This window comes from Amphritea atlantica, assembly GCF_900111095.1.
In the GTDB taxonomy this organism is placed as follows: domain Bacteria; phylum Pseudomonadota; class Gammaproteobacteria; order Pseudomonadales; family Balneatricaceae; genus Amphritea; species Amphritea atlantica.
This window is the reverse complement of sequence record NZ_FOGB01000008.1, coordinates 99,711-122,222: the sequence shown is the minus strand read 5'-3', so window position 1 is coordinate 122,222 and position 22,512 is coordinate 99,711. Positions and strand designations below refer to the sequence as shown.

Genomic DNA, 22,512 nt, shown 5'->3' with positions numbered 1-22,512 from the left:
TTCCTCTTAAAATTGGCAGCTATCAGGCGGCTGATTCAGATACTTCAGACTCTTCGGTATCGGCACCATTACGGCCCGCCAATCCGGTATCAGTCCCTTTAAACTGTTGCATCAACTCGTCACGCATCGACTGGAAACCGGCATCCATATGACGGCGCGGCCAGGGCAGATCAACCGTCAATTCACCCACAATGCGACCCGGGTTCTGGGACATGATTAACACCCGGTCGGCCATCGCTATCGCTTCATCAATATCGTGGGTAACGATCACCATGGTGATACCTCGCTCGCGGCAGATATTCGGTACCTCTTCCTGAAGCTGAGTCCGGGTAAAGGCATCCAGCGCAGAAAATGGCTCATCCAGAAGTAAAACTTCCGGTTCGGTCGCCAGCGAACGCGCCAGTGCAACCCGCTGCTGCTGCCCTCCGGAGAGGCTCTGTACATTGACCTCTTTTTTGTCGTGTAGCCCCACCATATCCAGCAATGTATCAACCCGCTCACCGGCCTTAGCCTTCGGCATACCATCAAACAGCAGACCCAGTGCAGCATTCTCTTTGACGTTCATCCAGGGATAGAGGGAGGCTTTCTGAAACATCATGTTCCACTTAGCACTGGGCTTAGTAACAAGATGATTATTGATACGGACACAACCATCAGACGGAATCAACAGACCCGCCATCATGTGCAACAGGGTCGATTTGCCACAACCGCTGCGACCAATCAGGGCGACCAGTTCGCCAGGCTCAATTCGATTTTCAATATCTTTCAGCGTGGGCTTTGCTGCAGCACTGAACCTGTGTGTGATGTAATCAAGTGATATAGACGCACCCATACTCCGGCTCCGATAAATTAGTATTGATCCAGATCAAAGCATTTTCCGGGCCAAAACTAATAAACCAATAAAAACATAGAGTTAGGTAAATATGTAAAATAGAGGAAACACACATCATAGTCTGACAATGTCTACCATTGTCATATAATGGCCGATTACGCCCTATTGCAGTGCAGCATTGCGCTCCATTGTCGGGCATACTTTCATCAACTTTCGTGAGGTTCGGGAGGATAAACAGAAGCGTGAACGCTATGGGCTGTCAGCCAGGAATGCTACTGACTGACAACCCGAAGAGAGATCCGGAAGACGCAGCTTATCTACGCCGGAACAGCGGCTGGGGTGTTGATACCGAACGGGCATAGATCAGATCAAACACTTCCAAACCTTTAAGCGCCTCCTCTGCTGATCTATCTTCACGTATAGCAAAGGAGCTGAAGCCACAGTGACGCATCGCCGCTAACTGATCTCGTAGCACATCACCCACGGCACGTAACTCACCTTCGAAACCATAACGAGCGCGCAGTAGATAGGCCTGACTATAGGCCCGACCATCACTGAAGCGGGGGAACTGAAGCGCAATCAGCCGCAGTGAAGCCAGCCAGGGGAGCAGAATGTCAGGGTCATCATCCGGATGCAGCATCACGCCATACTGCCCCTGCAGCCTTTCACCTGATTCCGCTAACGCCAGCAGACGCTCCAGCGACACGATCTGAAAATCGCGGTTATCACTCTCATCTTCACCGGGCATTGACCAGGGATCATCATGCACAACCCCAGAGACTCCGTTCACCGTCGTAATAATGTTTTTCATACGGAGGCCTCCTCAAGCTTTAACTGTGCAGCATCGGTTGGCGTCGGATAAACCCGCTCTTTGAAGGGGTCAAGACCGATGCGGTTGACTGTTTCTATAAAGGGTTCTTCCGCTTCACGGTAGTCCAGATAGGCCTGCAACAAGCGGTTTATCGCTTCCGGCACCTCTTCCGCCCGGAAAGCACGTCCGATCACTTTACCCAGGGAACTGTTCTTTCCCTGAGCACCGCCAATGGTGATCTGGAAAAACTCCTCACCCTTTTTATCCACCCCGAGAATACCGATGTTGCCGATATGGTGATGACCACAAGCGTTGACACAGCCAGAGATATTCAGCGTCAGATCCCCCAGATCATGGAGGAAATCGATGTTATCAAAACGTTCCTGAATGGCACGGGTGACCGGCAATGAGCGGGTGTTCGCCAACGCACAGTAATCACCACCGGGACAGGCAATCACATCGGTCAGCAACCCCACATTCGGCTTCGCCAGATTAATCTCTGTCAGTTTTTTCCACAACGGATAGAGATCCTGTTTACGGATATCCGGCAGCACCAGATTCTGCTCATGGGACACACGGATCTCACCGAAACCATAGCGCTCTGCCAGATCAGCGACCGTGTTCATCTGCTCTCCGGTAACATCCCCGGGAGGCGCGCTGGCACCAGGCTTAGTTGATAATATGACCGAGGCATAGCCGGCCACTTTATGGGGCTGGGTATTGCGTTGTACCCATAAACCAAACTGCGGATCACGGGCCAGCCAGGCGCCATATTCTGGATCAATCAGATCGAGTCGCTCGTAAACCGGTGGTGCAAAACCGGCAGCCACCCGCTGATACTCTTTCTCTGTCAGCTCAGCGTCACTGTCTTTGATCAGTTCCCATTCACGCTCAACCTCTTTGGCAAACGCGTCCACACCCAGCGCTTTCACCAGGATTTTGATGCGCGCCTTATACTTGTTATCCCGGCGGCCATAACGGTTATAAACACGCAGAACCGCTTCGGTGTAGGTGAGTATATGTTGCCATGGCAGGCCTTGTTTCACCCGCTCATTGAGGATCGGCGTTCTGCCAAGCCCACCCCCGGCCATGACATCCAACAGCATCTCACCGCTGCCACCCCGATAGAGATAGAGACCAATATCATGGGCGCGTACTGCGGCACGATCAGATGCAGAGGATGATATAGCGATCTTAAATTTACGCGGCAGAAAGAGAAACTCAGGATTAACCGTCGACCATTGTCTGAGGATTTCAGCCAGGGGGCGGGGGTCCATCACCTCATCACCGGCCACTCCGGCAAACGCCTCAGTAGTGATATTGCGTACGCAGTTACCGGAGGTCTGGATAGCATGCATATCATGATCGGCCAGCAGCTGCAGGATATCCGGCACCTGCTCCAGCTCAATCCAGTTAAACTGAATATTCTGACGGGTGGTGAAATGGCCATAACCGCGGTCAAAGTCAGTGGCTATTTTAGCCAGTACCCGCAACTGATCAGCGGAGAGAGTGCCATAAGGATTCGCCACCCGGAGCATATAGGCATGCTTCTGCAGGTAGAGTCCGTTTTGCAATCGCAGCGGCAAAAACTCCTCTTCACTCAGGTCGCCCGATAGCCGGCGTGCAACCTGATCACGGAACTGCTCTACCCGCGCCTGTACCAACGCCCGGTCATATTCATCATATCTGTACACAACATCAGTACTCGTTCAGCTACTTTTGCCGCTCAGAATATACTGACGTGCAAACTAGACACAGGCTCAATTTTTTAATTTTTAATCAAGACAGATTAACCGTGCGGCACCAATACAGCAGACAGAATATTCAGCGCCTCAACCCGACGCTTATCCCAGGGATGGGAAAAACTGAGGCGCATACAGTTGCGAAATTGCCCCGATACCGAGAACAACGGCCCCGGGGTAATCACCACCCCACGATCAAGCGCTTCGGGATAAGCCTCTAAGGTATCCACCCCGTCAGGTAGTTCAACCCACACCGCTAAGCCACCCTGCGGCAGGCTGATTCTCAAATCCCCGGGCCAGGCTCGCAGGTGCGCAATCAGCCGGTCACGTCGTTCACGCAACTCATGGCGCTGGCGGCGCAGATGAGCCGCAAAACTGCCATCGGCAATAAACTCAGCAACCCCTTGCTGCAGATAGCGACTACTGCTCAGTTGGGTAACCAGTTTAAGTTTGATAATCCGTTCGTGCCATCGCGCACCTGAGATCCAGCCCAGCCGCAGGTCCCGGGATAACGATTTCGAAAATGAGCTACAGAGGATCACCCGGTTATATTGATCCAGCGCTTTCAGCGGATCAGGCACCACTCCCAAAGCCGTATCGGCATAGATATCATCTTCAATGATGGCCAGATCGTGCTGTTCCGCCAGCGACAGTAACCGCTCGCGGGGATCTTTTGGCATCAGTGCTCCGCCCGGGGTAGAGAAGGCCGGTGAGACTATACAGGCTTTAACTTTCCAGCGTTTGAGCACCTCTTCCAGCGCCTCTATATCCATTCCCGTGGAGATGGATGTTGGCACCTCAACAACTTGCAACCCTAACTGCTCAAGCAGCTGCAGGACACCATAAAATCCCGGGGACTCCACCGCTACCACATCCCCCTTTTCGCAGGTCGCCATCAACGCCAGGAATAGCGCATGCTGACAGCCGGAGGTGATACACAACTCATCAATATCAACCTGCCAGCCACGGCGTAACAGGTGCAGGGATAGCTGTTCCCGCAAGCCTGCATCCCCAGCTGGGGTATCATAATACTGATAGTCATCACCTTTCTGTCGCCGAAGCGCTCTGGCAACCGAACGATTGAGGGTAACAATACCCGAGGGCAGCTCCCCCGCATGCAGGTCCGGTAACAGATCAAATGCCGCACTGCGGCGCATGATATCCAACAACAGATCACTCACCGTTACCGGCCTGGGTGCCTCGATACGTGAACGGCTGATCGGCTCTTTTACTGTCTTGGCATGCAGGGCAACAAAGTAGCCCGCTTTAGGCCGGGCCTCCAGCAAGCCCTGCGCTTCAAGCCGCTGCAGCGCATGCTGGACAGTCGCTTTTGACAGCCCATGCTGCTTGCACAGCTCCCGGATCGAGGGCAACCGATCCCCCATCAGCCAGCGCTGTTCTTCAATTCCCTTTAAGAGCCAGCTCTCAAGCTGTTGATAGAGATAGTCTGATGCCATTGTGCCTTACCGCCTAACTGTACCTATTAACTATATTTTTTTTATACCTGTTCCTATACAAATTACAACCGTAATCTACCGCAATCACAAAATTTAGTAGATTGCCGCCATGCAAAAAATTCCTGTTATACAAGATCCAACGCCTCCATTTGCAACCGATGGTAAGTTTCACGTGCGCCTCACCGAGGGGCGATTTCAAAACCTCAGACGGCTGACAACCTGGCCCATGATCGCGCTGTTTTTCGGTCTTGCCTGGATACAGATCGATGGTCAGCCGTTTCTGTTTTTCTCTTTTGAGCACCGCCGTATCACCCTCTTTGGCAGCGCGTTGTCCTGGCATGATTTGCCACTACTGGCAGGATTAATGATTGCAGGCGCGACGCTGCTGTTTTTTATGGCGGTTGCCTGGGGGCGGGTCTGGTGCGGTTTTGCCTGTCCGCAGAGTGTCTGGACCTGGCTGTTTATCCGCATCGAACAGATGACAGAGGGTCGTGCCAGTGAGCGGGCTAAAACTGATCACCTGCCGCTACGCGGTAAGCGTTTGTTACGCCGGGTGCTGAAACATCTTCTCTGGATCTCTCTCTCAATACTCACTGCAGCAACTTTCACCGGATACTTTGTCCCTATCCGCGAAATTGCTGCAGATATGCTCAATCTTCAGATGTCATCCGCGCTGTTTGGATGGCTGGCTATTATGGCGGCGCTGACCTATGCCAATGCAGGCCTTGTGCGGGAAAAAATCTGTCTGCATGCCTGCCCTTACTCCCGCTTTCAGAGCGTTATGTTTGACGACAACACTCTGACCGTTAGCTACGATGCCAAACGTGGTGAACCCCGGGCCAACCGCCGCAACGCCGATGCAAACAGTGGTGACTGTGTCGATTGCGGTATCTGTGTACAGGTCTGCCCCACCGGCATCGATATTAGAAATGGCTTGCAGGCTGCCTGTATCGACTGTGCAGCCTGCATCGATGCCTGTGACAGCGTCATGGATAAAATTAACCGCCCACGCGGATTGATACGGTTTGCATCCGAACGGCAACTGGAAGGTAAACAATCCCCCTTCCTGCGCGCAAAACTGGCGGGCTATGCAGCTGTATCCCTCTGCGCGATCATGGCAGTCATCTATGGTTTTACCGATACTAAAAGCTTGCTGATAGAGGTGCGCCGCGACCGCACAGCGCTGTTTACCCAACTGGATGCCAATACCGTCTGCAACAACTATCGCGTCAAAGTGGAAGGGTTTGCCCATGATCAGGAGCTGATTAAAGTATCCCTGTCCGGCGCCCCAACATTTACCCTTAACGGGCCGGATACTATCCGTCTGAGCGATAGCAACTCAGCCTGGTTACCTTATCGTATATGTGGCAGTAATGTGGAAGAAATGAATGCAAAACTGGCATTCGTCTTCACCGGCAATGGCATATCAACAGCAAAGGAAACCACCTTCCTGTCAAAACTGATCTGATAGCGGTGCCACCTGACAGCCTGCTGTCAGACGCTGTAAAACCGGGCAGGGCTGCCCGGTTTACAACCCATTAAATGCAGTATTCACTCACTCCTGAGCTAACAGATAGGGGGAGAGTTGCTGGCGTATTTCATCATTCACTCTCACCGGTTTGCGGGTATCCATATCCAGAGCCACAATCGTTGTACTGGCCTGAACACAAAGTTTATCCTTCTGCCAGATCTCCTGCGCAAAACTGATCGAACTGTTGCCAATCTTATCGACTGCAATTTTTACCGTTACCGGACTACCCCAGAGTAACTCCTTGCGATAGTTGACGGTAAGGTTCACCACCATCCATGGCTGGGTGATCGCAAGATGCTCACGACACATCGCTCCCCTGCCATCGCTTAGCCATACCGGTATTACCGTGTTGTTGATATGGCCTCGCATATCCGTTTCACTAAAACGCGGTTTGATAACAATTTCAAAATAGTTGGACATAGTAACTTTCAGCTCCGTTTTAGTTCTGATGACTGTTGCATCATACAGCTCGCCAACAATGGTTATGCTCTTAACATATATTGAACCATTATAAGTGGCAGCGAAAAGACTAATTTTCTAAGACAACCGAGTTATTCAGATGATAATACCTATCCTGTGAACACAGTGAATGACTGATTAAACTGATTGATGCTGCATTTGTTTATTTCAATAATCCGTTTCAGCGACAGGAGAAATCATCAAACCATAAACCATATTTAAATGTGACAATCGAGGCTAATAGCAATATTATCTAGTCGCCCAGATATAAAAGATTAACTTCTAACAGGGTTATAACACCATCTGATCATCTATTGATCCAGATAATAGCAGTCAGAGTTAGACGCAGCTTTTTATAACGGGCTAATCTATACTTTATTTATGTTTATGGGCGTGTTCGGTTAGCCGAAACAATAAAAAGCAAGGCGGGTGTATGAAGTATCCTATTCCACCACTTAATCCTCTACGAACTTTCGAAGCGGCGGCAAGGTTATGCAGCCTGACAGCGGCGGCAGATGAATTACATGTTTCTCAGGTCGCTGTCAGTCGTCAGGTTAAAGTTCTGGAAGAGTATCTTGGCGTTATGCTTTTCCGACGTTTGCACAGAGGGATCGAGCTGACACGGGAGGGTAAAGAACTTTATCAGGGCATCGCCCATGCATTTCAGGATATTGGACATGCGGCACGACAGGTCTCCCGACGGGGACGCAGGAATATTCTCTCAATACAGTCATATACCACTTTTTCTCAACGTTGGCTGATTCCCCGTCTGGCGCAGTTCCACGACGAGAATGAAAACATCGAGGTACGACTGACTTCTTCCCTGCTGGCAACAGACTTTGAAACACAGAACATCGATGCTGCTATTCGTTCTGGCTATGGAGACTGGCCCGATTTGAATGCCGAGAAGCTGGTTGATATTGAGTTGATACCGATCTGTTCCCCCACTTTTTACGAAACCAATAAGCTCCCCAGCCATAAAGATCTGTCCCGGGTACGCATGCTCCAGTCGATGGCTCGCCCGCAAGACTGGGAGCGCTGGATGGCCAGCGTAGACTTGTCACTGAATTCAACATCCGAACTACGATTCGATACCTCTGCACTCGCTTATGAAGCAGCATCGATGAACATCGGAGTTGCCATCGCGGTGAAAGTTTTTGTTGAACCGCAACTGAAAAACGGCAGCTTCATTGCCCCGTTCAAAGAAACCTGTAAAACCGGAGAGGGTTATTATCTGGTCTGGCCTCGTAATGTTGAGCCCTCCCAGACACTGCTCAAATTTTTATCCTGGATGAGAGCTCTGATGAACGAAGGCAATGGGGGAATACCTGAGGCTTAATCAGCTGCACAAAAGCGCGTTCAAAGTCACCTGACCAATAGGAATTGACGCGACCACTAATAAACAAAAGTGCTGATAAACGCTGCTTTCCTGGCACATCCGCTCATTACACCCCGACGAGAACTTTATCCTCTGATCTCATCTTCAGTGCTGGCACCACAGAATCTTGCCCAAATTTTAAGTGTCCCATGGCCTTACAAATACTCAGTACCACCCCCGAGTGCTTTTTGAGATATTCAATACAGGGGAAACGCCCTGATTTTAAATAAAAAATAAAAAGTTAAACCACGGAGGCCGTCTTATGATGGTTAGCAGAGTTAAAAAGAACGCCCGCAAAATCCTCACCACTGTCGCACTGACATTCGCCACTGCCGTTGCTACTTCAGGTACCGCCTTCGCTGACAGCGACTGGCCTACAGGTCCGGTTAAAATGATCATGCACACCAAGGCCGGCGGTTCATCTGATGTATTTATTCGTACTCTGGCAAAAAGTCTGGAGCCTCAGATCGGTCAGAAAGTTATTGTTATCAACTCTCCTGGGGGCGGCGGCGCCAGCCAGATGAGCAAGATTCGTCCGGCAAAACCCGATGGTCTGACACTGGGCATCAACACCCTGACCCACTTTACCGGGATGCTAACCAACCTCAAAGGTACCTTCAGCATGGATGACTTCTCCTGGATTGGTTCCACTCAGGAAGATGCAATTTTGCTGTTCGTTCGCGAAGATTCAGAAATTAAAAACCTGGATGACCTGATTGCTAAAGCCAAAGCAAATAATGGAACAGTCAATATCGGTGGCTTTGGTCCGGTGGGCTCTATGCAGAACATTGGCGTTTCCATGTTAGAAAACGCTGCCGGTGTTAAATTCAACTGGGTTGGCTTTAACGCCACCCCAGATATCATCAGCGCGTTGCTGGGTGGGCATGTCGATGTCGGTGTGTCTAATCTGGGTGCAACCCGCTCTTTCTTCGATGCTAACCGCATTAAAGGCCTGGGTGTGCTGGGTGAAGAGCGTCTGACAGGTCTGCCGGATCTGAAAACCTTCGGTGAGCAGGGTTACGATGTAGACACAAGCTGGGTACAGGTACGTGGCATCTTCGGTCCTGCTGGTATTCCAATGGAGACGCAACAGAAGATTGCTGATGCTTTTCATAAAGCGATGCGTAGTGATGATTACCAGAAATACGCGCGTGCTGCCGGTGTGACCGATTCCTGGATGGGCCCCGAAAAATACTCTAAATTCACCAAGAGCGTTACTAAAGTCGCTGAAACACAATTGAAAGCGGCAGGCGTACTCGAATAATTGAGCACGATAGATACAGATATAGTAACCGCACTGGGAAGGGCTTAACAAACCCATAATGTAATCTCAGTAAAGTCAAGAGCCCGGATAACCAGAACCTTATTCCCGGGCTCTGCTCCTGTAACCGACATTGCTTGTATCGCTAGCCGATTTGTAGGCAGCCCCGCATAGCGAACAGTTATATAAAATCTATACTATCAGCGACCTACCCTGGCCTATCGCAAGGGAGTCCTGAAACACTCTCACCGGTAGATACAACAGTGCAGGCATTTAAACAAAACCGCGTGACATAACAGCCTGTACAACAAATATATTGTGAGGAATTTATGTCTAAGGCATTCGATAACATCCGGGTAATCGATACCACCCATGTCCTTGCTGGCCCTTTTGCCAGTTATCAGATGGCCGTACTCGGCGCAGAGGTGATTAAAGTCGAATCACCTGAAGAGCCTGATCAGGCTCGGATGCAAGGTTCCGACCGCTCTCTGAATGATATGGGCATGGGTACTGCATTCATGGCACAGGCATCGAACAAAAAAACAATGGCGCTGGACCTGAAAACCGAAGCCGGTGTTGAAGCGATGAAACGCTTAATTCAGACCGCAGATGTCTTCGTAGAAAACTACAGACCCGGCGCTTTTGACGCTCTGGGACTGGGTTACGAGGAGATGTCCAGGTTAAACCCAGGGCTGATCTACTGCTCTATATCCGCTTTCGGTTCAACCGGCCCAAGACGTGAGCAGACCGCCTACGATGCGGTTATTCAGGCCTTTTCCGGCATGATGGCGATGACCGGCCACGGCGATGGCAAGCCATTGAAAAGTGGCGCACCGGTTGTCGACTACGCCACCGGCACTACCGCAGCCTACGCAATTTCCGCAGCACTGTTCCAACGTGAACGTGAAGGCGGTAAAGGCCAGTTTATCGATGTCTCGATGCTGGATGTTGCCACCATTCTGTGTAGCTCACACCTGACCGGTTATCTGTGGAATGGCAAACACCCGGAGCAGAAAGGAAACGTATTCCCATTTGCCACTATCGGCTACTACCATGCTTCTGACGCCCCGATGATGATCTCTGCGTCTAACCTGCCGCAACAGCGCAGACTCTGGACAGCGCTGGGCCGGGAAGACATGATCAAAACCGATAATAACCAGCGACTGGATGCGCATGCCGAAGAAGCCGAGGTGCTTACCAGTATCATTGGCACTATGTCTGCTGACTACTGGGAAAAATTCCTTCAGGAACGAGGTATTCCGGCAGCCCGCGTTCGTCGTCTGGAAGAAAGTATTGCAGATCCCCATATCGCCAGCCGCAAACTGCTGCATAAGCATGATGCCCCTGACAGCCCGGTTGACGGACTGACAGTACCGGTTGCAGGGTTCATCATGTCCGATAGCCATTCCGAGATCAATCTGCCACCACAGCCGGTTGGCGCGCAAACCGCAGAACTGCTGCAGGAACTGGGTTATACCCAGGAGGAGATTGATGCCATGCAAAAACTCGGCGCGACTAACTGATATTCAAATAGTTAATGAATCATGCCAATGCCCTCCCCAGTGGTTTTGGCTGGCGACAGGATCGATATGATAAACAATCCGATACAATCCCTGGCCGAAGCGGCTGCAAACTGGCATCAATTGCCCCTGAGTGACGATATCAGCCAGGCCACCCGCCGGGCTATCCTCGACTGGTTTGCCACCACACTACCAGGCTGCGTTCAACCTCCGGCGATGCTTCTGGCTGCTGCCTGTCATTCCAGTCGGGGTAACGGCAAAGCGGTCTGTTATGTGGATGGCAGCCTGGGTTCCGCCCGCCATGCTGCACTGATTAATGGCACCGCCAGCCACACCGTCGAGTTTGATGATATTTTCAAAGATGGTGGCTACCATCCTGGCAGCCCGACGATCGCCGCAGCGCTCGCCGTAGCTCAGGATCAAGAAGTTTCTCTGGAGCAGTTACACCGGGCAGTTATTGCCGGTTATGAAGTCGGCTGCAGAATATCTCTGGCTATCCAGCCAAGCCATTATACCTATTGGCATATCACCTCAACGGTCGGCACAATTGGCGCTGCGGTTGCTGCCGCGATGCTGTTGAAAGGCGATGCAACCATCATTGCCAATGCCATCGCACTGGCGACCAGTTTCGCCGGGGGGCACCAGCAGAACCTGCAGGGCGAAGGGATGGCTAAAGCGATGCACCCTGGGCACGCCGCCGATGCCGGCATTCTGGCCGCGATGGCCGCCGCCGAAGGTATGACCGGATCGATGGACAGCCTGCATGCACCAAAAGGTTATGCTGCGGCTACCAGCGACTCAACCGGTAACTGGGATGCGGCATTTGAAGGCCTGGGTGAGTGGACCCCGATCACCCGGATGACGGTCAAAAATCATGGCTGTTGCGGGCATATTTTTCCGGCTCTGGACGGGCTCAGAATACTCCAGTCTGAACATGGTTTCGCCGTAGAGGATATTCACAGCATCCATATCAAAGGTTACGGCCCAACCTATAATATGTGTAACCGGCCTGCGCCCAAGTCAGCTCAGGAAGCACGCTTCAGTATCCAGTACTGCATCGCCGCGCAGTTCTTTCTGGGCGGTGTGCGTCTCAGCGCATTCTCCGAATCAGCCCTTGCACGGGAAGATATCAGGGCGTTCATGCCCAGAGTCAGCGTCAGCGAAGATGCTGAGCTGGCCGCAGCCTACCCCAGAAAACGGATGGCACGTATCAATGTTACCCTCAACAATGGACAGACGTTGAACCATTTCCAGCAAACCCGCAAAGGGGACCCTGAAAACCCACTGACCGACGCAGAGATGATCGCCAAGTATGACGAACTGGCGGGCTCAGTTATCGCCCCTGAGACACTGGTAAACCTGCGTCACCAGATTTTGCATAGCAACAATCTGCCACAGGAAATTGCGCTGAAATAACCCTCTATTCTGGTCCGCACCAAGCAAATACGTTTAATAAGCCTGATCCACGGATCAGGTTTATCTGCGTATATTGCAACCTATAAAAACCGCTATCCCAGCTAAGTCTTTAGCCCGTCTAATACTATTAATCCCGCAATAATTAACATTGTCAGATACTCATTATGATACTACCGTTTTATCTACGATAAATAACTTACTCTACTCTTCCTTAACTGTACCTATTCATTTTATTAATTCTGTACCTATCATTATTTACAAAAATATCAATAACTAAAATTTAAATAAATTACAGTCACTAAAAACAGCATCAATAACGGGAAAAACAACAAATTATAATCACATTACAATCAACAACTTAAAATAAATCATTGTATTAAAAACCTTATCAGACCAACTTTTAACCACCCCAAAGAAAACAAATAGTTTCTTCAAACACCGACTCATCTTGGCTAGATTTACTAAGACAAACCTTAAACAAGAAAAATATCCCCGTAGGTACGTTATATGAGATCCGCACTTATCATTCTCGATATGCAGAATGAACTGATAGACCCTAAAGGCAAAGTTGGCTCTAAAGGCTTCTGGAAAACCGTTGATGAGTTAAAGCTGGTTGAGAAAACAGCCAGGGTTGCCGATGCTTTTCGCGACAGGAACTGGCCCGTTGTATTCGTCAATGTTGGCTTTGAAAAAGGCTACATTGATGCCATCAGTCAACAATCCAGACTGGCACACCTGAAAGAGATGAACGCCATGATCATCGGTGAATTCGGCACAGGCTTCCCGCCTGCACTGGCACCTCGGGAAGGCGAACTGGTGGTCACCAAACGGGCGGTCAACCCATTTCACAATACCAACCTTCTCAACTGGCTGCAGTGTAACAAAGTAGAGCATATCGTTCTGGCCGGAGTGTACACCCATATGGTGGTCGATAGCACCGCGCGACACGGCGATGACTCTGGCCTGTTCGTCTCGATCCTGGAAGACTGCTGCGCCTCGCCAGACATGGAACTACACCGGACCGTGTGCGAAAAAGTTCTGCCACTATTCGGCACCGTAACAGACTCTGTCACGCTACTTGAACAGATCGGCCAGCAAGCCTAACAGCCTGGCGCTGGCACATCCCTGCCAGGACAACGCCTTTTCCATACTCATATTTTAATCCCTACCAACAAAAATAACGGATAAGAATGATGAAATACTTAAAATACTCACTGATCTTCGCCGCTGCCATTCTGTGCAACATGGTTTCAATCGCGAACGCCGCAGAGTTTAACTTGCGCATCGCTAACTGGAACCCAAACCCTCATCACGCGGTCTCTGTCGCGCTGAACGAGTGGGCAGATAAGATCAATAAAGAGTCCAATGGACGCATTAAAGTAACGGTAGATAAAGCCATTATCGGTAAACCTGCCGGTCAGTATGACCTGATTAAGCAGGGCGTTGTCCAGGCTGGATGGGGAGCATTGCCCTGGACTCCGGGACGCTTCGAACTGAGTCAGGTCGTTGAACTGCCTTTCCTGGTTCCCAGCGCCGAAGAGGGCAGCCGTAAAATTACCGAGATCTGGCAGAAACACTTCGCCGATAAAGAGTTTACCGATACCAAACTACTTGCTATTCATGTTCACTCTCCCGGTGTACTGCATACCAAAGAGAAAGTCACCTCCCCCGCTGACCTTAACGGCATGAAAATCCGCACCATCGGCTCTGGCGTAAAGTGGGCCGAAGCGCTGGGGGCAACGGCTGTCGTCATGCCTGCCAGCAAAGCACATGAGGCACTGGCCCGTGGCGTCGCCGATGGCATTCTGTTCCCCTGGGATGCGATCAAATCTTACCGCCTGGAAAAGCTTCTTCCTTACCATTTAGAAGTTCCCAACGGTTTTTATACCATCGCTTTCTTCTTTGCGATGAACCAAAAATTCTATGATTCACTACCCGCAGATCTTCAGGCACTGATTGATGCTAACTCTGGTCCTGAGACAGCAGCCTTCCTCGGCCGCGCATGGGATGCTGCCGCGGCTAAAACCCGTAGCGATATCGCTGCTGACCCAGACCACGAAATCAATACAGTGACCTCTGAAGTACTCAGCGATCTTCAACAACGCTCCAAAACAATCACTGCCGAGTGGAAAGCCAAAGCCGAAGCTCAGGGTATCGATGCTGACGCCGTTCTGGCGGAATTCAGCGAATAACCTTAGCGAATAAGGGAACCTGAATATGATTGGCGAATATGCCCGTCGAACCACTGCCGTGTTTACGGTAGTGGTTTTAGCTGCGCTCTCTGTACTTATCTTTATAGATGTTATCGGGCGCTACATTTTTTCATCGCCACTCCCTGGAAGTATCGAGCTGGTCGAAGGCTTCATGGCAGTAGTCATGCTGGGCTCGCTGACTCAGGCAACCTATTCACGCGAACATATCCGACTCGAGTTCATCATGATTAAAGCGTCTCATGGCTGGCGTACGGTGCTTGAAAAACTGAGTCAGTTCGCAGTGTTACTGGTAACGGCAGGAATCGGATGGGGGCTGTTTGAGAGAACCCTGTCCCTGCGTGATTCCGGTGATTTAACACCGGTACTGCATCTGCCGATCTATCTGATGGCCGGATTTGCGTTTCTGATAGCCGTTGCAGCGATCATGGTCGCCGCCCGATTGCTGTTTAGCCCCGACTCTTCAGACCTGCCCTCAGGAGAACCTAATCATGACTGAGATAGAAGTAACCATTCTGGTTGTCAGCATGCTGCTGGGCATGATGCTGCTCAGTATCCCCATTGGTGCATCTATGGCGATCTCAGCCTTTACCGGCATCCTGATTCTGTATGGTTTTGATACCGCGTCGTTTATCATCGGCGAGGTGGCGATGGAGATCAGCTTCAACTACGAGCTTTGCATCGTGCCGCTCTTCATTCTGATGGGCAACCTGGCAACCCGTTCAGGGATGTCAGCCGATCTTTACGAAGGCTGTTCCCGCCTTTTCGGGGGACTGAAAGGTTCACTGGCGATGTCCACCATTGCGGCGTGTGGATGCTTTGCTGCGGTTTCCGGCTCATCCCTGGCAACAGCGACGGCACTGGGCCAGGTCGCCCTCCCTGAGATGAAAAAATATGGTTATAGCGATGCACTGGCCACGGGTGCAGTGGCTGCTGGCGGCACCATTGGAGTACTCATACCTCCATCCATCATTCTGGTGATCTATGGCGTACTGACAGAGACCTCCATCACAGACCTGTTTGTCGCAGCGGTGATACCCGGAATCATGCAGTTGATTATCTACACCCTGACTATCGTTATCGTCGTACGAATGTGGCCAAAATCCGCTGGCGCAGGCACCCCCACTACGCTGAAGCAAAAACTAAGCGCACTGCCTAAACTAGCCAGCATGGTCTCTTTGTTTGTACTGATTATCGGCGGCCTCTATCTGGGTATTTTCACGCCAACAGAAGCCGCCGGATTCGGCGTCATCTTCGCACTGATTATCGGTTTAATTCGCAGATCACTGAGCTGGCGTCACATTGTCGAGTCGCTGAAATCAACAACCAGGACGACCGGGATGATTGCCCTGATCGTGTTTGGTGCCTTTATGCTGATCAACTTCTTCGTTCTCACCCGCGCCAACATCACCATCGCAGACTATATTGTCTCGTTTGATGCACCGCCAATGCTGATCCTGTTGAGCATCCTGTTAATCTATCTGATTTTAGGTTGTTTCCTGGACAGTATCGGCATGGTTCTGCTAACCATTCCAGTGGTATTCCCTATCGTGCAGAACCTCGGTTACGACCCGGTATGGTTCGGCATCATTCTGGTGATTGTGGTGGAAACCGGCATGATAACCCCTCCGTTGGGAATCAACGTATTTGCGATAAAGTCGATCGTTCCAACGGTCAAGTTATCAACGATATTCAAAGGGGTAACCCCGTTCTGGGCAGCAGATATTACTCGTCTGGCACTGCTGATTATCTTCCCGGGTATTACACTGTTTTTACTCTAGGGCAGCAGTACTAAACCCGGACATGCCACAACAAACACATCATAAAGGGGAAGGCGTTATAGCAACGACTTCCCTTTTTTATTACCCCTGTTTAGTCCCACTTCCCCCTCTAGCGGGACGACCTGAAGATCGATCACTACTGAGTTAAATCCTGCCGCAACACCAACGCTCCAGCCAGTTCCAAAACTCTGCAAAACCAACCATTCTGCAGCGGCTCGCATGCCCCCCCCAAAAAACCAAACTGGATAGTCCAGACGGTTTCTTTCCGCCGTTGGACATGTTCAGGATGGCAGGTTTCTATCTCAGCAACATAGGGATAACAGCAAGTAACGCCTCACTATGCAGCCCCTGACTAAAAGAATGAACACTATATAGGGCCGCAGCATGTGAAGTCTGCAGTGCACTTCCGGACTAGCAAATCGCCTTATTGGTAGTCGTGACAACAGCAACATCGGCCCCGGTGCCAGACAGGCGTTGCCACTAACAGGCGTGCCTTTAAGACACCCAATTCGGTCAGGAGCAGTTCGGTTACAGCAGGGATTTCAATCAAAGCCTTGAGCCAGCCATGTGTGACAACAGCGCACAAGCGGAATGCCTGGAATAAAAAAAACCCTTATCAAAACTGATAAGGGCTGAAATTCCAGGAAGAGATATGGAACAGGAGAGAATTACTCTTCGTCGTGGAAAGCCTTGCGCTTATTCCAGCTACGCAGCGCACTGATCGCAGGAAGAGCAAAAGACAGTACGGCAATCGTCAGCAAAATCAACGTGATCGGACTGGTGTAGAAGATATCCATTTCACCATTTGAGATCAGCAGCGCTCGACGGAAATTTGTTTCCAGCATCTCACCCAGCACCAGCGCAAGAATAATAGGCGCCAGTGGGATATCAAGCTTACGGAATATATAACCCAGAATACCAAATGCCAGGGTAATCATGACCGGAAAGACTGAGTTCTCAGATGCGTATGACCCGATCAGACTGATTGCCGCAACAATAGCGGCAACCATCGGGCGGGGAATATCAGATACTTTGGCCCAGAACCGTGCCCCTAACAGACCGATCAGTATCATAAGTGGCACACTGACCCACAACGAGGCAAAAATAGTGTAGGGAATCTCAGGAGACATCGTGAACAGCAGGGGACCCGGCTGAATACCATGAATCATCAACGCACCAATCATGATCGCAGTGGTTGGAGACCCGGGGATACCCAGCGCCAACAGCGGAGACAGCGCCCCGGAAACCGCCGCATTATTTGCGCTTTCAGAGGCGCAGATCCCCTCAAGGCTGCCTTTACCAAACATCTCCGGTTTCTTTGATGTTCTCTTGGCAACGCCATAGGAAACGAATGAGGCTATTGAGGCACCGGCACCGGGAATGACTCCGATGATATACCCCATAATGGAGCTGCGCATCAGATGCCATTTCAGAGTCATAAAGGTCTTCACCGGAACAACCAGCAATCCGGACATAGCCATACTCTTGGTTTTAGCAGATGGTCCCTCCTCTATCATGAAGATAACTTCCGAAAGCGCATATAAACCAAGCAAAACAGGCACCAGTGGCAGCCCCTCAAAAAACTCAGGGCTATAGCTGAAACGCGGGACACCCGTTTGAGCATCCAGACCGATAGTCGCCAGACCCAGACCGATCCCCATCGCAACCGCACCTTTCAGAGGTGAACCTGTTGAAAAACTGGACACCAGGCTCAGACCCACTAATGCCAGACCAAAATATGCCGTTGGGCCGAAACTTAATGCCATTTCCGACAGCGGCACTGCAGTAAGAAACAACAGGATGGTACTGACAAAGATACCAATACCGGAAGAGATAATTGAAACATTCAGGGCAACACCGGCTTTACCCTGCTGGGTCAGCGGAAAGCCGTCCCAGGAGGTGGCTACCGCAGCAGCGGTTCCGGGAGAGTTAAGTAAAATAGCCGATATCGCTCCGCCATACTCCGCCGCAGCATAAAGCGCGATCAGCGTCACAATAGACACCAGCGGATCAAGGCTATAGGTGAACGGGATTAGCAATGCCACCCCCAGACTAGGCCCCAGTCCGGGTATAGCACCGATAAGGTAACCAAGAAAAGCCCCAACCAGCAGGCCTACCAGAACCAATGGATCTGCAAACGCTGAAAAACCAAGAACTAAGTTATCTAACATGACTAAACCTCACGGAAAATAAACGCCGAGCGCCAGAACAAAGACAACATAGATAGTTGCGCCTAACACGACAGGTATAGAAACCAGATAACCGATACGCCGTTCTCCACCAGCCAGCATCACCATAAAGCTCAGAATAGCCATACTGCCAAACGCGCCCAGTATTTCCATAAAGGATACGACAGCAATCAACGCCGCTATCGATAACGCCACAAACCCCAGACGTGGAAAGGAGGCATATTCAGAGGTCTTTCCTGAGATAAGCTTTACCAGACTGAGTATTGTCAATCCCAGAGCACAGGCCAGTGTGACGACACCGATGATCAATGGAAACTCTCCAGCCCCCACAGCCTTAGCATTGAAAGGCTCGGGCAACTGCAAAGCTTCGTAGAGATAAAAGCCAGAAACCATAGTGATCAGGGCACCGCCCAGCAGTTCCAGCAACGGCATGGAGATTTTAACCAGACCTGCACTTAAGCTCTGGTTATCCTCCGTTGTGCCCGATGATATTGAATTATTCATTCGATACTCCAACTCAAGCCAGATATTCCTGACTCACCCTCCGGCGAATAGGCCATAAGGGTTGGTTATTATTATGTATGGTGCATTCCGGTCAATCTCAGCGGCCACAATCAAACACCAGAGGTGTTGTGATGTTTTTACTGCCAATCGAGTCAAATATGCACTCTGCTAATTACTATGACCTAACGCAGCCCACTACTGAACTAAGTATTTATTAGGCTTTGGACAGACCTCAGCTTGCCCCAAATGTACAAAAAAGCGATGAGAGACAGATAAACCGTGCTTTTCCCCGCCACACAGCCCGCATCGTTATAACAATTTGTTAGCTATGTCAGCAGCTTTACTCAATTGAACAGAACTGTTCCACGTTAAATAATGATTGGACTTTATAAATGCTAACAAGCGTTTTTTTGCAACATTGTCATTGAAAGAAATATCGCCGAGCGCTGGGTGAAACGGCATTCGGTATCGTCTCCAGCCCAACAGCCGGGAGATAGATTAATAATAAGAGGCACACTATGAGCGAAGCACCCCTGATACAGTATTCTATTAACAATGGCGTCGTTACCCTGACCCTTGACCGACCAGAAAAGCGCAACGCAATGAGCGATGCGATGCGCGCTGAGCTGGTAGAGCACCTGGTTTCGATCCGTGCTGACCGCTCGGTTCGCGCATTAATTATTACAGGTAACGGTAAGGGCTTCTGCGCGGGTGGTGATATCGCGGGCATGAAAGCGCGTATGGAAGCAGAACTATCAACTGTCGGCTTCAACGGCTGGGATCGTCAGCAAGGCGTCCACTATGCGGCAAGCCTGCTGCTGAACCTGCCGGTTCCGACTATTGCTGCCGTTAACGGCGCGGCCGCCGGTCTGGGTGCCGACCTCGCCCTGTCCTGTGATTTTGTAGTAGCTTCACAGCAGTATGCACATTTTACCTGGGCTTATATCGCCCGTGGACTGGTTCCCGATGGTGGCGGTATGTACTTCCTGCCACGCCGGGTCGGTTTAGGCCGGGCTAAAGCCCTGATCTTCAGCGGCCGCCGGGTGGGCGCAGACGAAGCACTGCAACTGGGGATAGCAGATCAGCTCTGTGATGCCAGCGAACTGCTGAACACCGCGCAGGCAATGGCTGAAGAGATGAGCAACGGTTCACGCACCGCAATCGCACTGACCAAATCCATTATCAACCATAGCTACGAAATGTCTGATCATCAGGTCTTTGCTGAAGGCAGCAAAGCACAGGGCATCTGCTATACATCGAAAGAGCACCGCGACTCTGTTCAGTCCTTCCTGGATCGCGCAAAGGAGGCTGGAAAATGAACCAGATCGACGCACTGCTCAACCCGAAAAGCATCGCAGTTATCGGCGCTTCAGCTGATCCGACTAAAACATCGGGCCGACCAATATCTTATCTGCTGAAGCACAACTTCAGCGGCCCCATCTATCCGGTTAACCCTAAAGCCACCGAGATTCAGGGGCTGACCTGTTATCCAAATGTTGAAGCTCTGCCACAAGCCCCCGATGTAGGCCTGGTACTGCTGAACGCCAAGCGCAGCATTGAGGCAGTTCGTTCACTGTCTAAGATGGGCTGTAAAGCCGCAGTGGTGCTTGCCAGTGGCTTTGCCGAAGCGGGTGAAAGTGGCATGGGATTGCAGGATGAGCTGAAAGAGGCCGCCGGTTCAATGCGTTTGCTGGGCCCCAATACTATCGGCCTGGTCAACCTCAACGCCGGTATTCCACTGTCGGCCAGTGGCGCACTGGAAGTCAGTGATCTGCCTGCCGGTGATGTTGCCGTTGTCTCTCAAAGCGGCGGTATTCTTGGCGCATTGCTCTCACGCGCCGCAGGACGGGGCATCGGTTTGTCATCCCTGATCTCAACCAGTAACGAGGTAGATCTGGAAGTCAGTGACTTTATCGAATACCTGATCGATGATGACAACACCAAAGTGATCGCGCTGTATCTGGAAAGTATCCGCAACCCGCAGCGGTTCCGTGAAGTGGCTATCCGCGCTCGTGAAGCCGGAAAACCGCTGGTTGTATTCAAAATCGGGCGCTCTGAAGCGGGTGCCAGTGCTGCCAGTTCCCATACCGGGGCTCTGGCGGGCGAAGACCGGGTTTATGATGCATTCTTCCGTGAACTGGGCGTTATCCGGGTCAACACCTTCGACGAATTCCTCGATATTCCTGCAGTACTGGTTGCGGGACGCAAACTGGCAGGTCGTCGCGTAGCCGTACTCACCTCCACTGGCGGTGCCGGTACCCTGATCGCCGACAGTCTGGGCGTTACCGCATTTGATACCCCTCCACCGGATGTCGACACCGCTGAAAAACTGCGGGCACTTCAGGGTGACACCCCGACTGCGCTAGACCGTAATCCGATTGACGTTACCCTGGCCGGACTTCAGCCCGACCTGCTGCGTCAGGCGATTCGTATTCTTCTCGAAAGTGATAGCTATGATGCACTGGTTGTTATTATCGGCTCTTCAGGTCTGGCAATGCCTGATCTGGTGGTCGGTGCGATTACTGACTCGCTCGATGTTAACGACAAACCGGTTCTGGCATACGTCAGCCCCTATGCTCCAGACACCCTGAAACGACTGAACCGCGCAAAAATACCAGGATTCAGTTCACCAGAAAGCTGTAGCGCTGTTCTTGAAGCATTGCACTTTACCGGACAGCCATTACTGTCAGCGAGTGCCGCCGGTGCGACAATTAGTATCCCTGATCTGGATACGCTGCCGGGCGGCTCAATGGATGAAGCGACCGCAAAAGCGCTGTTCCGTGAAGCGGGCATTCAGGTACCAGAAAGCCGTATCGTCACCTCCCGCGAAGAAGCAGTACAGGCAGCCCGCGAACTGGGTGAACCGGTGGTTCTGAAGATTCTTGACGCCAGTCTGCTGCACAAGAGTGATATTGGCGGTGTGGCCCTGTTCCTGAATGCTGAGAATATCGGTGATCGGTTTGAACAGATGATCAGTGAGGTTCAGTCCCACATCGGTCGCTGCCCGGATCAGTTCCTGGTTGAAGCGATGGTGGCCGGCGGCCATGAGCTGATTCTCGGCGCCAACCGTGATGCGCTTGGCACCGCCATTCTGCTGGGTGCCGGCGGTGTAACCGCAGAACTGTATAAAGACACCACTCTGTGCATGCTGCCCGAACAGGGGGGACTGAATCTGGATCAGGCCAAAGCGATGATGCAGAAATTAACCATCTGGCCACTGCTGGAAGGTTACCGTGGATCAAAACCACGGGATACCGACGCCCTGGCTCAGGTCATCGTTAACTTTTCAGCGCTGATCTCCGCATTGGGTGACAAAGTAGTGACCTCAGAAATTAACCCACTGTTTGTATTGCCTGAGGGTCAGGGAACGGTTGCCGCTGATGCTGTGCTGGTACTCGATGACGAGACCGAAGGAGCATAG

18 protein-coding genes are annotated in these 22,512 nt (G+C 51.2%); 11 read left to right on the top strand and 7 right to left on the bottom strand.

Annotated elements, in window-relative coordinates; all coding sequences use genetic code 11:
• Positions 1 to 22 precede the first annotated feature (22 nt).
• The 4 genes from BMY09_RS14025 to BMY09_RS14010 all read right to left on the bottom strand — a co-directional run bounded on the left by BMY09_RS14025 (position 23) and on the right by BMY09_RS14010 (position 4,842).
• Positions 23 to 832 carry an ABC transporter ATP-binding protein gene (locus BMY09_RS14025; RefSeq protein ID WP_091359482.1) on the bottom strand — a complete coding sequence of 270 codons (810 nt, stop codon included), beginning with the start codon at positions 830 to 832 and terminating at the stop codon, positions 23 to 25.
• A gap of 313 nt (positions 833 to 1,145) precedes the next feature.
• Positions 1,146 to 1,643 (bottom strand): DUF934 domain-containing protein, encoded by a 498-nt coding sequence (locus BMY09_RS14020; RefSeq protein ID WP_091359480.1) that lies wholly within the window; start codon positions 1,641 to 1,643, stop codon positions 1,146 to 1,148.
• Positions 1,640 to 3,337 (bottom strand): nitrite/sulfite reductase, encoded by a 1,698-nt coding sequence (locus tag BMY09_RS14015; RefSeq protein WP_091359478.1) that lies wholly within the window; start codon positions 3,335 to 3,337, stop codon positions 1,640 to 1,642. Before BMY09_RS14015 ends, BMY09_RS14020 begins: the two co-directional genes overlap by 4 nt.
• A gap of 95 nt (positions 3,338 to 3,432) precedes the next feature.
• Positions 3,433 to 4,842, bottom strand: a complete 1,410-nt coding sequence (locus BMY09_RS14010; RefSeq protein WP_091359475.1) for an aminotransferase-like domain-containing protein — start codon at positions 4,840 to 4,842, stop codon at positions 3,433 to 3,435.
• Positions 4,843 to 4,951: 109 nt separating this feature from the next.
• On the opposite strand from BMY09_RS14010, the gene ccoG reads away from it, so the two are divergent.
• Positions 4,952 to 6,310 (top strand): cytochrome c oxidase accessory protein CcoG, encoded by a 1,359-nt coding sequence (ccoG, locus tag BMY09_RS14005; RefSeq protein ID WP_091359472.1) that lies wholly within the window; start codon positions 4,952 to 4,954, stop codon positions 6,308 to 6,310.
• A gap of 87 nt (positions 6,311 to 6,397) precedes the next feature.
• Here ccoG and BMY09_RS14000 read toward each other — a convergent pair whose 3' ends face one another.
• Positions 6,398 to 6,793 carry an acyl-CoA thioesterase gene (locus tag BMY09_RS14000; RefSeq protein ID WP_091359469.1) on the bottom strand — a complete coding sequence of 132 codons (396 nt, stop codon included), beginning with the start codon at positions 6,791 to 6,793 and terminating at the stop codon, positions 6,398 to 6,400.
• 472 nt (positions 6,794 to 7,265) lie between these two features.
• Between BMY09_RS14000 and BMY09_RS13995 the strand changes: the two genes are divergently transcribed.
• The 8 genes from BMY09_RS13995 to BMY09_RS13960 all read left to right on the top strand — a co-directional run bounded on the left by BMY09_RS13995 (position 7,266) and on the right by BMY09_RS13960 (position 16,398).
• A complete protein-coding gene (locus tag BMY09_RS13995; RefSeq protein ID WP_091359468.1) occupies positions 7,266 to 8,171 on the top strand; it encodes a LysR substrate-binding domain-containing protein in 906 nt (301 codons plus the stop codon).
• A gap of 301 nt (positions 8,172 to 8,472) precedes the next feature.
• A complete protein-coding gene (locus tag BMY09_RS13990) occupies positions 8,473 to 9,474 on the top strand; it encodes a Bug family tripartite tricarboxylate transporter substrate binding protein (RefSeq protein WP_245756592.1) in 1,002 nt (333 codons plus the stop codon).
• A 326-nt stretch (positions 9,475 to 9,800) separates the two neighbouring features.
• Complete coding sequence (locus BMY09_RS13985; protein WP_091359463.1) at positions 9,801 to 10,994, top strand: CaiB/BaiF CoA transferase family protein; 1,194 nt, start codon at positions 9,801 to 9,803, stop codon at positions 10,992 to 10,994.
• Between the two features lie 66 nt (positions 10,995 to 11,060).
• Positions 11,061 to 12,407: an MmgE/PrpD family protein gene (locus tag BMY09_RS13980; RefSeq protein ID WP_091359461.1), complete on the top strand. Its 1,347-nt coding sequence runs from the start codon at positions 11,061 to 11,063 to the stop codon at positions 12,405 to 12,407.
• A 507-nt stretch (positions 12,408 to 12,914) separates the two neighbouring features.
• A complete protein-coding gene (locus BMY09_RS13975; RefSeq protein ID WP_091359458.1) occupies positions 12,915 to 13,511 on the top strand; it encodes a cysteine hydrolase family protein in 597 nt (198 codons plus the stop codon).
• Positions 13,512 to 13,600: 89 nt separating this feature from the next.
• Positions 13,601 to 14,599 carry a TRAP transporter substrate-binding protein gene (locus BMY09_RS13970; RefSeq protein ID WP_175483545.1) on the top strand — a complete coding sequence of 333 codons (999 nt, stop codon included), beginning with the start codon at positions 13,601 to 13,603 and terminating at the stop codon, positions 14,597 to 14,599.
• 25 nt (positions 14,600 to 14,624) lie between these two features.
• Complete coding sequence (locus tag BMY09_RS13965) at positions 14,625 to 15,116, top strand: TRAP transporter small permease (protein ID WP_091359453.1); 492 nt, start codon at positions 14,625 to 14,627, stop codon at positions 15,114 to 15,116.
• Positions 15,109 to 16,398, top strand: coding sequence for a TRAP transporter large permease (locus tag BMY09_RS13960; protein WP_091359451.1), 1,290 nt, complete (start codon positions 15,109 to 15,111; stop codon positions 16,396 to 16,398). Before BMY09_RS13965 ends, BMY09_RS13960 begins: the two co-directional genes overlap by 8 nt.
• Before the next feature lie 668 nt (positions 16,399 to 17,066).
• Here BMY09_RS13960 and BMY09_RS13955 read toward each other — a convergent pair.
• Together BMY09_RS13955 and BMY09_RS13950 are read right to left on the bottom strand one after the other, a co-directional pair.
• Positions 17,067 to 18,569 (bottom strand): tripartite tricarboxylate transporter permease, encoded by a 1,503-nt coding sequence (locus tag BMY09_RS13955; protein WP_091359448.1) that lies wholly within the window; start codon positions 18,567 to 18,569, stop codon positions 17,067 to 17,069.
• Between the two features lie 9 nt (positions 18,570 to 18,578).
• Complete coding sequence (locus tag BMY09_RS13950) at positions 18,579 to 19,091, bottom strand: tripartite tricarboxylate transporter TctB family protein (protein WP_091359446.1); 513 nt, start codon at positions 19,089 to 19,091, stop codon at positions 18,579 to 18,581.
• Between the two features lie 518 nt (positions 19,092 to 19,609).
• Between BMY09_RS13950 and BMY09_RS13945 the strand changes: the two genes are divergently transcribed.
• Entirely contained in the window at positions 19,610 to 20,410 is an 801-nt protein-coding gene (locus tag BMY09_RS13945) for an enoyl-CoA hydratase/isomerase family protein (protein ID WP_091359443.1), read from the top strand.
• Complete coding sequence (locus tag BMY09_RS13940; RefSeq protein ID WP_091359441.1) at positions 20,407 to 22,512, top strand: acetate--CoA ligase family protein; 2,106 nt, start codon at positions 20,407 to 20,409, stop codon at positions 22,510 to 22,512. The genes BMY09_RS13945 and BMY09_RS13940 overlap by 4 nt, the downstream gene beginning before the upstream one ends.

Bases quoted from the DNA above. Each gene is read 5' to 3' on its own strand.
- BMY09_RS13970 (WP_175483545.1), top strand. From the start codon at position 13,601: ATGAAATACTTAAAATACTCACTGATCTTCGCCGCTGCCATTCTGTGC.
- BMY09_RS14025 (WP_091359482.1), bottom strand. From the start codon at position 832: ATGGGTGCGTCTATATCACTTGATTACATCACACACAGGTTCAGTGCT.
- BMY09_RS14010 (WP_091359475.1), bottom strand. From the start codon at position 4,842: ATGGCATCAGACTATCTCTATCAACAGCTTGAGAGCTGGCTCTTAAAG.
- BMY09_RS13955 (WP_091359448.1), bottom strand. From the start codon at position 18,569: ATGTTAGATAACTTAGTTCTTGGTTTTTCAGCGTTTGCAGATCCATTG.
- BMY09_RS13960 (WP_091359451.1), top strand. From the start codon at position 15,109: ATGACTGAGATAGAAGTAACCATTCTGGTTGTCAGCATGCTGCTGGGC.
- BMY09_RS13975 (WP_091359458.1), top strand. From the start codon at position 12,915: ATGAGATCCGCACTTATCATTCTCGATATGCAGAATGAACTGATAGAC.
- BMY09_RS13945 (WP_091359443.1), top strand. From the start codon at position 19,610: ATGAGCGAAGCACCCCTGATACAGTATTCTATTAACAATGGCGTCGTT.
- BMY09_RS13990 (WP_245756592.1), top strand. From the start codon at position 8,473: ATGATGGTTAGCAGAGTTAAAAAGAACGCCCGCAAAATCCTCACCACT.
- BMY09_RS14000 (WP_091359469.1), bottom strand. From the start codon at position 6,793: ATGTCCAACTATTTTGAAATTGTTATCAAACCGCGTTTTAGTGAAACG.
- BMY09_RS14020 (WP_091359480.1), bottom strand. From the start codon at position 1,643: ATGAAAAACATTATTACGACGGTGAACGGAGTCTCTGGGGTTGTGCAT.
- BMY09_RS13950 (WP_091359446.1), bottom strand. From the start codon at position 19,091: ATGAATAATTCAATATCATCGGGCACAACGGAGGATAACCAGAGCTTA.
- BMY09_RS13995 (WP_091359468.1), top strand. From the start codon at position 7,266: ATGAAGTATCCTATTCCACCACTTAATCCTCTACGAACTTTCGAAGCG.
- BMY09_RS13980 (WP_091359461.1), top strand. From the start codon at position 11,061: ATGATAAACAATCCGATACAATCCCTGGCCGAAGCGGCTGCAAACTGG.
- ccoG (WP_091359472.1), top strand. From the start codon at position 4,952: ATGCAAAAAATTCCTGTTATACAAGATCCAACGCCTCCATTTGCAACC.
- BMY09_RS13985 (WP_091359463.1), top strand. From the start codon at position 9,801: ATGTCTAAGGCATTCGATAACATCCGGGTAATCGATACCACCCATGTC.
- BMY09_RS13965 (WP_091359453.1), top strand. From the start codon at position 14,625: ATGATTGGCGAATATGCCCGTCGAACCACTGCCGTGTTTACGGTAGTG.
- BMY09_RS13940 (WP_091359441.1), top strand. From the start codon at position 20,407: ATGAACCAGATCGACGCACTGCTCAACCCGAAAAGCATCGCAGTTATC.